This window comes from Rhizobium lusitanum, from assembly GCF_014189535.1.
Lineage (GTDB): Bacteria > Pseudomonadota > Alphaproteobacteria > Rhizobiales > Rhizobiaceae > Rhizobium > Rhizobium lusitanum_C.
Window position 1 is genome coordinate 2,249,721 of sequence record NZ_CP050307.1, and the last position, 13,348, is coordinate 2,263,068.

11 protein-coding genes and 1 pseudogene are annotated in these 13,348 nt (G+C 55.9%); 4 read left to right on the forward strand and 8 right to left on the reverse strand.

Annotation, left to right across the window (positions count from 1 at the left end; translation table 11 throughout):
- The first annotated feature begins 123 nt into the window (after positions 1–123).
- Complete coding sequence (locus HB780_RS13230; protein WP_183688394.1) at positions 124–819, forward strand: acyl-homoserine-lactone synthase; 696 nt, start codon at positions 124–126, stop codon at positions 817–819.
- A 284-nt stretch (positions 820–1,103) separates the two neighbouring features.
- Here HB780_RS13230 and HB780_RS13235 read toward each other — a convergent pair whose 3' ends face one another.
- From HB780_RS13235 to HB780_RS33015, 6 genes are all read right to left on the reverse strand, one after another.
- A complete protein-coding gene (locus tag HB780_RS13235) occupies positions 1,104–1,874 on the reverse strand; it encodes a helix-turn-helix transcriptional regulator (protein ID WP_183688396.1) in 771 nt (256 codons plus the stop codon).
- A 949-nt stretch (positions 1,875–2,823) separates the two neighbouring features.
- Entirely contained in the window at positions 2,824–4,800 is a 1,977-nt protein-coding gene (locus HB780_RS13240; protein WP_183688398.1) for an acyltransferase family protein, read from the reverse strand.
- Positions 4,790–6,094, reverse strand: coding sequence for a hypothetical protein (locus HB780_RS13245; protein WP_183688400.1), 1,305 nt, complete (start codon positions 6,092–6,094; stop codon positions 4,790–4,792). Before HB780_RS13245 ends, HB780_RS13240 begins: the two co-directional genes overlap by 11 nt.
- Positions 6,095–6,627: 533 nt before the next feature.
- Complete coding sequence (locus HB780_RS13250) at positions 6,628–6,933, reverse strand: hypothetical protein (RefSeq protein WP_183688402.1); 306 nt, start codon at positions 6,931–6,933, stop codon at positions 6,628–6,630.
- Positions 6,934–6,946: 13 nt separating this feature from the next.
- Positions 6,947–7,255: a hypothetical protein gene (locus HB780_RS13255; RefSeq protein ID WP_183688403.1), complete on the reverse strand. Its 309-nt coding sequence runs from the start codon at positions 7,253–7,255 to the stop codon at positions 6,947–6,949.
- A gap of 229 nt (positions 7,256–7,484) precedes the next feature.
- Complete coding sequence (locus HB780_RS33015) at positions 7,485–7,616, reverse strand: hypothetical protein (RefSeq protein WP_286202944.1); 132 nt, start codon at positions 7,614–7,616, stop codon at positions 7,485–7,487.
- Positions 7,617–7,713: 97 nt separating this feature from the next.
- On the opposite strand from HB780_RS33015, the pseudogene HB780_RS13260 reads away from it, so the two are divergent.
- Positions 7,714–8,031, forward strand: a pseudogene (locus tag HB780_RS13260) (transposase); the annotation flags it as partial.
- A 161-nt stretch (positions 8,032–8,192) separates the two neighbouring features.
- Here HB780_RS13260 and HB780_RS13265 read toward each other — a convergent pair.
- Positions 8,193–9,095, reverse strand: coding sequence for a LysR family transcriptional regulator ArgP (locus HB780_RS13265; RefSeq protein ID WP_183688406.1), 903 nt, complete (start codon positions 9,093–9,095; stop codon positions 8,193–8,195).
- Between the two features lie 99 nt (positions 9,096–9,194).
- Here HB780_RS13265 and HB780_RS13270 point away from each other — a divergent pair, with 99 nt between their 5' ends.
- Together HB780_RS13270 and HB780_RS13275 are read left to right on the forward strand one after the other, a co-directional pair.
- Positions 9,195–9,803: a LysE/ArgO family amino acid transporter gene (locus HB780_RS13270; protein WP_183688408.1), complete on the forward strand. Its 609-nt coding sequence runs from the start codon at positions 9,195–9,197 to the stop codon at positions 9,801–9,803.
- 237 nt (positions 9,804–10,040) lie between these two features.
- A complete protein-coding gene (locus HB780_RS13275; RefSeq protein ID WP_183688409.1) occupies positions 10,041–11,684 on the forward strand; it encodes a Na+/H+ antiporter in 1,644 nt (547 codons plus the stop codon).
- Between the two features lie 298 nt (positions 11,685–11,982).
- On the opposite strand, the gene HB780_RS13280 is transcribed toward HB780_RS13275, so the two are convergent.
- The gene (locus tag HB780_RS13280) at positions 11,983–13,254 is read right to left on the reverse strand and encodes an NAD(P)/FAD-dependent oxidoreductase (protein ID WP_183688411.1); all 1,272 of its coding nucleotides are present in this window, start codon (positions 13,252–13,254) and stop codon (positions 11,983–11,985) included.
- Positions 13,255–13,348: the final 94 nt, after the last annotated feature.

A 13,348-nucleotide genomic window follows, 5' to 3' on the forward strand; every position in this document is an offset into this window, starting at 1 on the left:
CGTTCAACAATCCTGCGACATCATCCTCTGGAATTTTTCCCAGATGTTTATCCCATCAATAGAACCATAATGAAGCCAATGATCGAATGGTTTCAAACAAGTTCCAGAAGATTGGATCAACACATGATAACTTTCATTAGTCACTCCAATTTGGCGACAACCGCAGAACAGCTTCAATCATTCCTTGAACTGCGTTACGATATATTCATCAGAAAGCTTGGGTGGTCCATTCCGTCGGCCAAAAACGGGATAGAGCGAGATGAATACGATACGTCTGGAGCAATTTACTTGACGATCAGCAATCAGTCCGGCCAAGTCGTGGCGGGCGTGCGGTTGCTGCCGACCTCTGAGCCTTGCATTCTGAATGAGATATTTCCGTCTTTGGTTCGGGGCACTCTGCCAAGATCGCCCCGCATATTCGAAGTGACTCGGTTCGCCGTCGATCAACGTAAGGAACGTATCAGCGGATGTTCAGATCTTCGCACATCTCTGCTGTGGGGCATTCAGGCCGCCGCATTGGCGATTGGCGCTGAGAGGCTTGTCTCGGTATCTTACATGCATCTTGAGCCGATGCTATTCAAAGCCGGTTATTCCTTCAGACGGCTTGGCGAGATGATCGACATCGATGGCACGCCGACCGTTGCGCTTGAGCATGAAGTTTCTGTCGATGTCTTGAACGCATGCCATGGCCGCATTCGATCCGACGAAGTTCGAAAAGCGTTGCGATTGCATGGTTGTCCTGCACGCCACGGGGATGTGATGAATATCCCCCGGCCACCGCTGGTGGCTCGGAACATAGCGTTGCAACTGGCAGACTGAAGCATTTAAAGGCCGATCTAGATCAGATCGGCCAGTTGGCGCCGAGGCTTAACAGAACCACCCGACATCAGGCCCCAAAATATATTTCCATGACGTTTTGTCAGGCTCATAGCAGCGAGTAGTGAGCTTGGTGTGATAACTCGCTGACGGTACCTCTCCTTGTTAAAGGAGCTGATTCATGGATGCCGTCCTACGCCGGCCGAGATATTTTCTATCGGCTGCCGCGTCTTTACCTGTCCGAATTCGACAAAGCTGACATCTGACCTGATGTTCACTCAGTATAGTCATACAAGACTTATCAATCCCATTATTATTCCTTTTACCACAGCGTGCGTTCTGTTCATCGCATGGAGTTTGTTCTTCGCCATGTCCGTGTAAAAATCGACACTTTTCTGCGAAATATTGAGGATCTGCGCGGTCTCCCAAGCCGTCTTGCCCTTTGCGATCCAGGTCAGCACCTCAACCTCCCTGGGAGACAGCAGTGCTTTGCGGCGAGACGCACCCTCCTTCATCGATAGCCCCAAAAGAACTTTCCGCGCCTTCTGATGGAAACATTGGGCGAGGATATGAACTGTAGGCAGGGATGCCGAAAAATTCTTGGCATCAGGCAATCCCTGATCTGGGACTACACTGATAGCCACGGACTCTCCGAGTTCGGTTAGGATTGGGAAAGTCAAGCCGCCGGCGAGGCCGGCATCCAGTGCTTCCCCCAATAGCTTGCTTTGCTTTCTCGTCAGGTCTTCTAATCCGACTATATCGCTCCATTGAATGATTCCTCGGATTGATGAAACTCGATTGAGGACCGGATCAACCTGTTCGTATTTTTCTCGAAAGTAATGGAAGCGCCATTTTTGAGGGTAGTTCGATATGATGAAGCGTTGCGGATTAGGCTCCAAATGATTGGGGGATACGACTGGACTTATCCGATGCATATTGTAGGCAAAGAATCGGACACCAAACGTTGATAACCACCTTCCAAACATTTCCTCCAGGGTGGCTTCGTCATTGCAAACATCTAGATCTTCGACAAACGACTGAACGACACCATCCATCATAATAGTCTCGCTCCATTTTGATTGGTTATGTTGAGATCTGCGCTTGAATGCACGTCTAGCGGTGCACTTTTGGGCACTTGAAGACTAATCGCCTCGCAACTTGCGGGCTGCGGCTTTGAAATTTGGGAGGATGCCGCCACTTCGTACGGCCGGCAATCCGCCGCGCTATAGAAGGCTCCTTGGTCCATATTGCTGGAGATGCAAACCAATCCTTGGATTACCGGCTTATGCGTTTGATGATGACCTGATCGGCAGATCGGCATTTTTTCGCTGCGAGCCATTTTCCCTTGACCATGTAGTATTGCGGTGAATTCAACCACTAATTAAGATTAGAAAAGGATATGCAATCGAGAATTACAATCCTTTTTTCAGAATAAATTCAATAAAAAGAATAGGTCAAAACCTCATCCAGTCAATGAGAATATAATAATCTAAATATGTAATATACATTCAAAGTTTAACTTATGTTTGTATAGTTACTGGAAATACATATAAATTCCCGATCTTTCGTGGATGCCGGTTAATCAGATCGCGCAACATTGTGACTGTCGTAATTAGTAGGCTTAATGGCAATGTTATCGAGGAAGCCGATAGCGGTCTGCGACGCGTTCGAGTTTACCGCCGTCGTGATGTTGATGCTGTGCTCTGTCGGAAGTCTGTCATTGCAAACCATGACAAAACCCAGCCTCCCACGCGAGGACACGAGTTGCAGCCCAATCTGATAGCGCCTTCGTTGATATGATCCGATTGCGATTTCATCGATGAAGTTTCCTGCTTCTTCGAGAGTAATTCACAATGCTGCAATTCGGCGCTGGCGTATTACAGCTCACAACAATTCAATGATTATTCCATCCGGCAGATGCACAAAACCGCAATACTGATCGGCGCCCCCTCCAAGGCGAAAAGACCAAAGGCTGGGTCACCTCTCCATCCAAACAACATCAGGCCATCAGTCCACAATCCAACTGGCCCAATCATACTTAATGGCCAGCAGCGCTCCTCCTTCGGCCGTAAGGTGCATGTTGTCGATGTAGAGGGGATGCTTGCCCATGCTAGTGCGGCACATCCCTGACTGGCAAAGAGGGGCTGCGATATCGGCCAGCTTGACGTCGGGCCAATGGGCCGCCGCTGCCATCAAGGCAAGGACATTTCCCTGGCGTTCGCGTCGATCTGCCTCGGTGATCTCGCAGCTTGCATATCGACCCAAGGTAAGGTTGCCGTAAGCGCGCCGTTCCAGACAAACGCCGACATCGAAGGCTGCGGAGGCGGGCGGGGCGACGATGACGACGCGCCGTCCCAGTTTCCTGACCGCGTCGACCGTGTTTCTGAGACCCTGCTGACCTATCAAGACCGAGGCGGGAGTGACGGTGTTGCCGCCGGGAGAGCTGTTGAGTACGTCGCCGAGGCTTGGGTTCACGAAACGCTCGAACGAACTTGCGAGCACGACGGTTTTGATGTTGGGATTTTGCGCTAGGGAGGCGAGCACATCCGCATTGAAGCTCAAGCAACCCTCCGCCCATTGTCGGGTCAAGCGCAGTTTGTTGACGGGAGCCATACCCAAAAGCGGTCCGCAGCTCAGCTTGGTCGCCTGCCGAATGCCTTGCGCAGATACGCTGGCGAGCGCCGCCACGATATCCATTGCTTTCGAATCGCCCCAGACAAGTACCGTTGGATCCTTGGCGCTATCGCATCCCGCGACCGGCGCATAGCCACTACCATCGAGCACGCATTGCGACGCCAGGCCGTCATTATCGGCGCGCGCCAACACGCGTGCGTCGAGCTGGGCCACCCAGCGCCATGCCTGGGGTGCCATGAACAGCAGGCCCGACATCATGAGGGTTGTTGCAAGCCGGGCCGGGGTAAAGCGGAGGCGACTGTGACGCACGGGCTGCTCGATGAGATAATACATAATCGCGGCCGCAAGCAGGGAGCCCAGCGCGACGGCCAGCCCGATCCATCCCGGCGTGTCGTCCAAGTAGACTGCATTCATCAGCGCCATTGGCGGCCAATGCAGCAGATACCAGGAATAGGAGATGTTACCCATCCATGCGAGGGGTTGCAGACAGCGCTGGATCAAGGGGAGGCTGAAGCCAGGATGGTTGCGGATAAGGACAAACGCGGTAGCGATACAGACGGCCACGGTCAGATCGCCGGGAGATTGTGCATAGAACGGCACCCCGAGCATGACGGCCAGCGCGGGCCAGAACAACGCGGACATCCGTTTGTTGCCGGTAACGGCGAATGAGGCGAGTGAGCCGATAGCGAGCTCCCAGGCGCGAAATTCAATGCGATAGAATGTATCGTCCGGCAGATTGTCGCGATACGCCAGCCACGCGCCCAAACTCGCGATCGCGATCAGTAGCAGCGCACCCAGGCGCGCACGTTTTGGCAGGAGCCAGAGCAAGAGCGGTATTCCGAGATAGAACTGCTCCTCGATGGCAAGGGACCACGCATGCAGGAGCGGCTTGAGTTCGGCAGGGCCGTCGAAATAACCTGTCTGACGCAGCAGCGCGAGATTGCCGGTGAAGGTCACGGCGCCTTGCGCAGTCTTGCTGAAGTCGATGAAATCCTGGCTCGACAGCAGCCACATCGAAGCCAGGGTCGTCAACGCCAGGGTCGCGTAAAGGGCCGGCAGCAGACGCTTGGCGCGGCGTGTGTAGAAGGCACGGAAGCTAAACGTGCCGGCATCCAACTCGCGCACGACAATGCCTGTTATGAGAAAGCCAGAAATGACGAAGAAGATATCGACACCGAGAAATCCACCCTTCGGGCCGAAGCCGCAGTGATATGCGACGATCAGTAAAACCGATATGCCGCGCAGCAGCTGGATGTCGAAGCGCGGAACCTTGTGCTCGGTCGGCCGAGTGACGAAATCCCCGGATACGGCGTAGGTCTTTCCCGTGATCCCTGAGAGTTCATTCATCATCGTTCCCCCTGCGGCAGGCGGAGTCCGAAACTTGTTTCAACAGCTTGTTGTATTCGTCGTCGCTCACGCTCAAGACCCATGCTGCCTTGCCCCCCGACGCCAGGTTGACCACACGGGACCTGGCATTGCATCTAAGGAGGAAGCCTGAATAGCGACCATCGATATGGTATAGCCCCAACACTGCATTCTGCTGCACCGATTGCGTCCAATGTGTCTGGGGGAACGCCGGCGCGAGCGTATATACGAACTCCTGCGCGATCCATTCGTCGAGTTTGTTCTCCAGCACGGCTCGCAACTCGGCTTGGGAATGCTCGCTACCGATCAGAACATCCTTTCCTTCGCCCGAATTCGACAACTTGAAGATCAGCCTGTCCTTATCGGAAAGCAGGGCATCAAGGTTGCTGGCGTCGATCCGGTGGCTCTCCGGAATGAACGTCTTGATGGCGGCAATTTCTTCGGCGCTCAGGAGTTTGTGGTAATTCGGGTCGCACAGAAGCGCGAGCCATATCTTGCTATGCAGAATGTAGGGCTCGAACATGCTCAGCAGCACCGCGCCAGAGCTGACGATCCTATCGAACAAGTGCCACTCGTCCTCGACCAGTTCCTTCTCGAGAAACAGTCTGAAGACAAGTGTCTTGCGGCCCTCGCTCCGGGTCAGCCATTCCTCAGGGTATTGACTGTTCTTGATGAGATGTACGTCGTAGCCACGACACGCAGATTCGAGATGTCGTCTCATCTCGTCATAAACGAGCGGAGTTTCCGTCTGATATGAATCCAAATCGAGAAGAACGATTCTCTGACATCCGTCCGCCGCGCACCGTTTGCTGATCAAGCTGGCGAGGTCGTCATATGTTGACCGGCCACCCTTCAAGCTGCTCGCCGTGGCACCGAATTCACGAAGCACGGGTTCGCAATACTGATGCATTTGGTGCCCATCGACGGGGGGGCCTATGTTAAGCTCGCAAAATTTGTATTCTCCCGATGTCGTCGGGACGATATCCACGCGGCCGATGGCGTCCGTGTTCGCGTCGAGCTTGTTCCAGTCGATAAAACGCCACGCCTTTGGCGGTACGTGGAAAAGCTTCAGTATTTCTTCCTGTGAGTGCCGCTTTCGCAGCGACCGGAGGATTTTTTGCTGAGCGCTCAAAACTAAGCGAAAGCCAGCCTCAAGCTTGATGAAGTCCTCTTCCGGAAAAAGTACTACGGGGATCGGAAGTATCTCCTTCAGAGGAGCGAACGACGCCAGACGTTCGCCCAGCGTTTCCCGTAGTGATTGGTGAAAAGTTTGCGTCATTGTCACGAATCTCATAGCATCTCACCTGTTCCGGTTTGCAATCTGACCCATTCTGCGGATCGATATTCGCAGCTTTGCATCGGTCCGCCGCGCTGCAGGCGCAAAGCTCCCGGCCCGATAGTTCTGATATTCTCTGGTAAGACCTTCATTATCCGCTGAAACCTGAAGATCGTCGGGTGTCCGTGGGGCACATCCGCCCTCTCCTGGGAAAGCCTCGAGTTCGAGGACCATCTTGCGGATCGTCACGCGTCGACCGTTACGGTGTTGCAATCGTCAACAGGGCCGTCGAACGACGCCGCAGCGCCTCGATTTGCGGAAGCCTGAAGATGCTCGGCGTGGCAGCCGTGTTCTCCACGGCCGCGTGCTCCATCATCTGTTAAACGCCGCGCGGCGCGCCGAGGCCGGTAAGCTCGAAGCAACCGAGCGCGTGTCTGTGCCCGCCAGATAGAGATGCACTCGCATCACAGCGTCATGCTCCTGCATAAAGACTGCTTTGCTTTGACAGCCCAACCCTCTCGGGTTTCGTCACAGCACTACGAATTCTTATGGTTGTTCTTCACCTGTCTCGAAATCTCGTTCAGCAAGCGCGTGGCTAGACTGACCTGTACTTCGATCTCCTGGTCCGTCATGGGCGGCGACACTTTGAGCCCGCTCGTTCCGCCCAACAAGTGCGCAACCATCAGGCGTGCCGCACTGCCTGATACCTGCTTTTTAAGCTCGACGCATATCCGCGTGACCTCTTTGACAGCAGTGTCTATCTCGCTATCCGTTTTGGAATCGGAGAAGTTGAATCCACTGACTCCGCCCAGGAGATGTGAAGTAATCAAGAAATCTTTCATCGGGAAAGCCCTTTTAAACCGCTTGCTTGTCCAACTCGTTGAGCACGCGCACAGCCAAACCGACGGTGCGTTCGATCTCTTCGTCGCTAAGGCTCGGTGACAAATCGAGCCCTTTTGCGCCGCCAAGCAGGTGTGCAACCACGAGGCATTCGGACTCTGCGACAGTCTCGGCAACTTGCTTCTCAATCTCGGTCGCAATGCGCATGGCCACATGAACCATGGTCTCAAGGTCCTGGTCGGTCATGTCCGGTTTGAGGTTGATCCCGGTATCTCCGCCCAGGAGGTGTGATGCGATTAGAGATTTCAGTGGATGTTCGGTCATTGCGCAGCCTTTCTCTTCAAATTAGGTTTTCGTGACACAAAATCGTTTTTTCTGTCGTAGGTAATCCGCTCGTGGGCAACGTACGAGCCCGACTTGAACCACGAGCAACGTCAACTCGAGACCATCACACCAAGATGAGCTGTCCGCTTCTTGCAACTCGGTCATACCGACAAGCGGTTTCCGCCTGTAAGTATCAAATGGAATGTCGCGCGGCGTTGAGTGGCCTCGTTCAGTCGTTGGCTTCTTTGTAATTCACTCGGTCAAGCGGAACATCTGGGAAAAATTCCAGAGGATGCGTCATGGCGGCCATGTCGGGGAACCCGGAGCTTGCGCGGGTGATCAAGGGGATCAGCACACGCATCCATTTTGTCCGACAGATTGATCTGAACTCTTCAAACTGGACCGTTTTTGGTTAGAGTTTTCCGGTGCATTTTCCTGGCCGGGAAGGACGGAAGACGATGAAGGCATCGCAGTTTTCGGACGCGCCGAAGGCGTTCATTCTGAAGCAAGGTGATGAAGGTGTGTCTGTTGCGGAGATCTGCCGCATGGCGGGAATCCCTTGGCCGACAGGCGAATGCGAAGCAATCGCCGCTAGGCAGCCAGGCGACCTACTTCAATTGGAAGAAAAAGTATGCCGGCATGTTGCCGCCGGAGATGAAGAAGCTGAAGCAGCTCGAGGACGAGAACGCTCGGCTGAAACGGATCGTCGCAGATCTGACGCTGGATCGCGAGATGCTGCAGGACGTCATCCGGCGAAAGCTCTAAGGCCTGCTCGGTTAACGTTACAGTACCCATGTGGCTTATGCGGGTGAAGGGTGTGTTGGGCGGCGCTTCACCGGCGTGGCCACACGAGGCTTATTCGAGTTCAGCGCTCCATTTGCCGGTCGAATCGAGGGCGAACCTGCTAAAAGTGGAAACGGGCCACGAGGCCCTTTGATCAAAAGTTCAGCAGATGATGCTTGGCTGCGGTCGTGACTTCGCGTGTCAGGTCAACCAGCCGATCAACGGCAAGGCGGTTCATCTGCCAATAGAGGGGGACGTCCAATGGCGTTTCCGGGATAAGCTCAACCAGTCGGCCGGAAGCCAGGTGCTCATGCACGAGGGACGACGGGTTCATGCCCCATCCCATGCCGGAAAGGCTGGCCTCGACGAAACCCTGCGTCGACGGCAGCCAATGGGTCGGAGGGCTGAGATCCTTTGCGAATACCTGACGCATCCACCGGCTCTGGAGCCCGTCCTTTTGATTGAAGGTCAGCGCGGGCACGTTGCCAATGGCTTCCGCCGTGACACCTTGCGGGAAATGCCGGGCCATGAAATCGGGGCTTGCCGTTGCATGATAGCGCAGCGCTCCGAGAAACATGCGCCGGCAGCCCGGGACTGGCTTTTCCAGACTGGTGACCGCGGCGACTACCTGACCTCGCCGTAGCCATTCGGCGGTATGGTCCTCGTCATCGATCGCAATGTTCAGCAGATATGGCGAGCGGCTGGCGAAGTTTGACATGCCCGTCAGGAACCAGGTTCCGAGACTGTCGGCATTCGTCGCGATGTGTAGCGTCACCCTCGGTTCGGATTCTGTCGGGTCGACGAGGGAGGGTAGATGCTCGAACAGTTCGGTTTCGAGCATGCCGACATTTTCCATGTGTCGGCAGAGCCATTCTCCCTTTTCGGTCGCGGTACAGGGATTGCCCCTTACGACCAAAATGATGCCGAGGCGCTCCTCGAGCTGTTTCACGCGCTGTGAGACGGCCGAGGGCGTCACGTTGAGAAGGCCAGCGGCTTTCTCGAAGCTGCCTGTTTGAACGACCGCCGAAACGGCCCGGAGCGCGGAATAGTCGAGCATGGCTTAGTTTTGCTTAATTGGAATTAGCAACATTAACTACCCTAAATCCGTGAGATGCGATAGCGGACAGCCCACGATGTTCAGGGGGCGTTTCAAAGCATGAATTTTCCAGTTTTTGGGACAGGCCTAATGATGGGGCTCAGCCTGATCGTCGCGATCGGTGCGCAGAACGCCTTCGTGCTCCGCCAGGGGCTGCGCAACGAGCATATATTCGCCGTCTGCCTCGCATGTGCAGTGTCGGATGCCATGCTGATCACGCTGGGCGTGAGCAGTTTTCGGCAGATTGCCGCCTTGCTGCCCTGGCTCGATCCGGTCATGCGCTATGGAGGGGCGGCGTTCCTGATCTGGTACGGTGCGAAAAGCCTCTATTCCGCTTTTCGCTCGTCAGGGGCGCTGGGAGTTCAGGAGGCGGGAGCATCGAACTTTCGGGCGACCCTTTTGACCTGCCTTGCTCTCACCTGGCTCAATCCGCACGTCTATCTCGATACGGTCATGCTGCTCGGTACCATCTCGACCCGCTTTCCGGGGCAAGAGGTCTCCTTTGCGGCGGGCGCTGTCACCGGCTCGTTTCTGTTCTTCTTCTCGCTTGGCTACGGCGCGACCTGGCTGCGGCCGATCTTTTCGAAGCCGGCATCCTGGCGGATTCTGGAAACGCTCATTACGCTGACAATGTGGATGATTGCCCTGAACCTATTGAGGCAGGCGTAACCGCACTCTCCAGTGAGCATATGACAAGACGGGCTGGCGGCAGCGGCTCGCCATAAACCTTGCCTGTCATTCTCCGGCTAATTTGTCGCCGCCCGCTGATGAGCAAAGATCTTTCCGCGAAGCCAGGAAAAGGCCGATATGTTCTCAAGTGCACGCCGGGATTGATTTCATTGGGCATTGTGATCGAATAGTCTTTGAAGCGGAAACCGCGCCTACGGCCCACGACAAGGACATGTGATGCAGGGAATAACGATTGCGCTGGCACTTCTGGCCATGGTGGTGGTCAGCGGGGCGGTGACACGATTTCTGCCGGTTGCAGTGCCTTTGCCGCTGATCCAGATCGGACTGGGGATGCTGGTCGCCGTCGTGACGGGAAGAGCGGTCGAGCTGGATCCGTCGATCTTCTTCCTGCTTTTCCTGCCTCCGTTGTTGTTTCTGGATGGCTGGCGCATCCCGAAGGAGGGACTGCTGCACGATAAGGGTGTCATTCTCGAACTGGCGCTCGGCCTTGTGCTTTTCACGGTGCTCGGGGTCGGCATCTTCATTCACTGGATGATTCCATCCATGCCTCTGCCCGTCGCTTTCGCGCTGGCGGCAATCCTGTCGCCTACCGATCCCATTGCCGTTTCGGCGATATCGGCACGCGTTCCGATCCCGAAGCGATTGATGCACATTCTGGAAGGCGAATCCCTCCTGAATGATGCATCGGGCCTTGTCTGCATGCGCTTCGCCGTGGCTGCCGCAGTGACGGGAGCCTTCTCCGTCGGCGAGGCAGTCACGACATTTCTGTGGCTTGCGCTGGGCGGGATCGCCATCGGTGTCGGTCTGACATGGGCGGTCACGCGCGCGCGCGACCTCGTTGCGCGTAAACTCGGAGAGGATACCGGCTCCCATATCCTGATCAGCCTGCTGATACCGTTCTGCGCCTATCTGGCCGCGGAGCATTTTCATTGTTCAGGCATTCTGGCCGCCGTCGCCGCCGGGATCACCATGAGCTTTGTCGAACGTCGCGGCCGGGCGCTCGCCGTGACGCGAGTTCGGACGCAAACCGTCTGGGATACGGTCCAGTTCGCGATGAACGGCATGGTCTTCGTGCTTCTTGGGCAGCAGTTTCCAAACATCGCTTCCAGCGCGGCGAATGTCGTGGGCGAGACCGGCCATGGTCATTCGATCTGGCTGATCTTCTATGTTGTCGCCATCACGGCGGCACTTGTGATCATGCGGCTGATTTGGGTTTGGATTTCCCTTCGCTTCACGCTTTTTCGCGCGGCAAGGAGAGGGGAGGCCATAAGGACGCCGGGCTGGAGGCTGGTTGTCGCGGCATCGCTCGCCGGTGTTCGTGGCGCGATCACTCTTGCCGGTATCCTGACGCTGCCTTTGGCACTGGACGACGGCAGCGTCTTTCCAGCGCGGGAGCTTGCGATCTTCCTTGCCGCAGGGGTCATCATTACCTCCCTGGTCCTGGCAAGTGTCTTTCTCCCCTTTCTGCTCAAGAATCTCGATCTGCCCCCCGAACCGACACACAGGCAACAGGAGGACGAGGCACGGATCGCGGCGGCAGAGGCGGCCATCAAAGCAATCCAGGCGGCCCAGCACCGAATGGGCGTGGGGCGGAGCGATGCCGATTTTTACTCCGAAGTCGGCGCAAGGCTCATGGAATTTTATCGTGAACGCATCGACGGACGTTCCAAGACGGGCGACGAAGCCGAGCAAGCGCGGAGAATGGAGGATATCGAACGCGGTCTTCGCCTATCGGGGCTTCGTGCCGAACGAGATGCGATTTTCGAGCTGGCACGAGCGCGCAAACTTCCAGAAGCGACAGCCACAACATTGGTTCGCGAAATAGACCTGCTCGAGGCACGTTTGGTATCCAGCGCATGATCGCTTTCGGCGGGTCTGCCATCAATTCCATGCCGGCTGAAACCAGAAAAGAACGGCGATCCATCATCCTTGCATCTTCTTGGGTGAGCCCCGGCGAGGCTCACATCCTGGAATAACCATCTGTCACATTTTTCTCGCCAACCGGGGCCGGGGAAGGTTTACCCGCCGACATTATCGCGCACGACAGCTTTTCCACCGCGGACTCCCATGATCTGCATGGATGTGTGGGTGTTGCCGATGGCTCGTCGGCATCCGGGGCCTTCACGACCATGTAGATCGCCGTGTTTAGTCCCGGCATCTAATGGATCGGGAACAAATCCCAATCGGTGTCACGATGCCCCAGGATTTCCGAAGAGATGATATCCGCCGCAATCTTGCTGAACGTTATGCCATTGCCGCCAAAGCCCATCGTCACGAAGACGTTTTTCATTCCGGGGAGGTGGCCGATCATCGGTAAGCCGTTTGGCGTAACACCGAAGGCAGCCGACCAGGTGAAGTCGGGCTTGCCGATCGATATGCCGGTCAGCTCACCCAGCTTCTCAATAAGGACTTTCGCCTTCTTCGCGGCTTTGAACGTATCCTTGTAAGCGCCCTCGCCATCTTCGTCTTCGCCGCCGACAATGACCCGGCCATCCGGCGTCGTTCGGAAATAGAGGTACGGATCCGAGCCTTCCCAGACAAGATAATGATCAAGCCATTCCGGTCGCTTCAAGTGCGGCCGGCTGGCTAGGGCCCAGGTCGAGATCAGCGTCTGGCTCTTGTTGGCAATCGCCTCCAGGAATTCGTAGCCCGTGCAGAACACGACATGGTTTGCCGTGAGCATTTCTCCCTCGGATGTCGAGACGACGACCTCTTCTTCGATGTTGCGCACGTCCTTGATTTCGACGCCCGCGGTGATTTCGATGCCGTGGACCTTCGCGTTTCGAAGCAAAGCTGCGGTGAGTTGTGCAGGATCGGCCGACGCTGAAATCGCGCTGTCGATCGCTGCGGGCCGTTGAAGCCCGTGCCGTTCTCGAAGAGTGAAGGAATCGAGTAGTTCCGCTTTGATCCCAGCCTTCGTTCTGGCATCCACCTCCGCCTGAAGTGCTCGAGCACCATACTCCTCACCCGATAGGAAGAGTGTACGCTTCCTATCGAAGGCACACTTCAGTTCGAGGTCTCGGACAAGGCTGACGAGACCCTCAACCGCTCGCGCAGAGCGCTGCCAGACACGCTGAGCCTTCTTCTCGCCAATCATCTTCGCCAGCATATGCAAGGGCACATCGATCTCATGCTGTATCATCGCCGTGCTGGCTATGGTGCTGCCACGGACAGGCTGTCTGCGATCGACGACAAGGATTTTCAATCCCTTTCCCGCCAGTGCGTGCGCCATGAGCGCACCGCTGATACCCGCGCCAACGATGATGACGTCGAACGACGCGGATGAGGGTCTCTTCCTCGACACCACCGAAATTCTCGGAGAGGCTGCCCATAGGGGTTGGTCATGGCGCAGACGCTGTTTATGAGTAAGAGGCGCGGAATTGTTCAATTGTGAGAGACCTGAACGGGAGGGTGCGATGCAATTTGCCATCGCCTGGCGGTCAGAAAACGGTCATAGGCGACCATCGTTCCATCTCGTATTGAATGAGCCCGAGGGCGATCAGTTGCTATCGCCGATTGGTGAA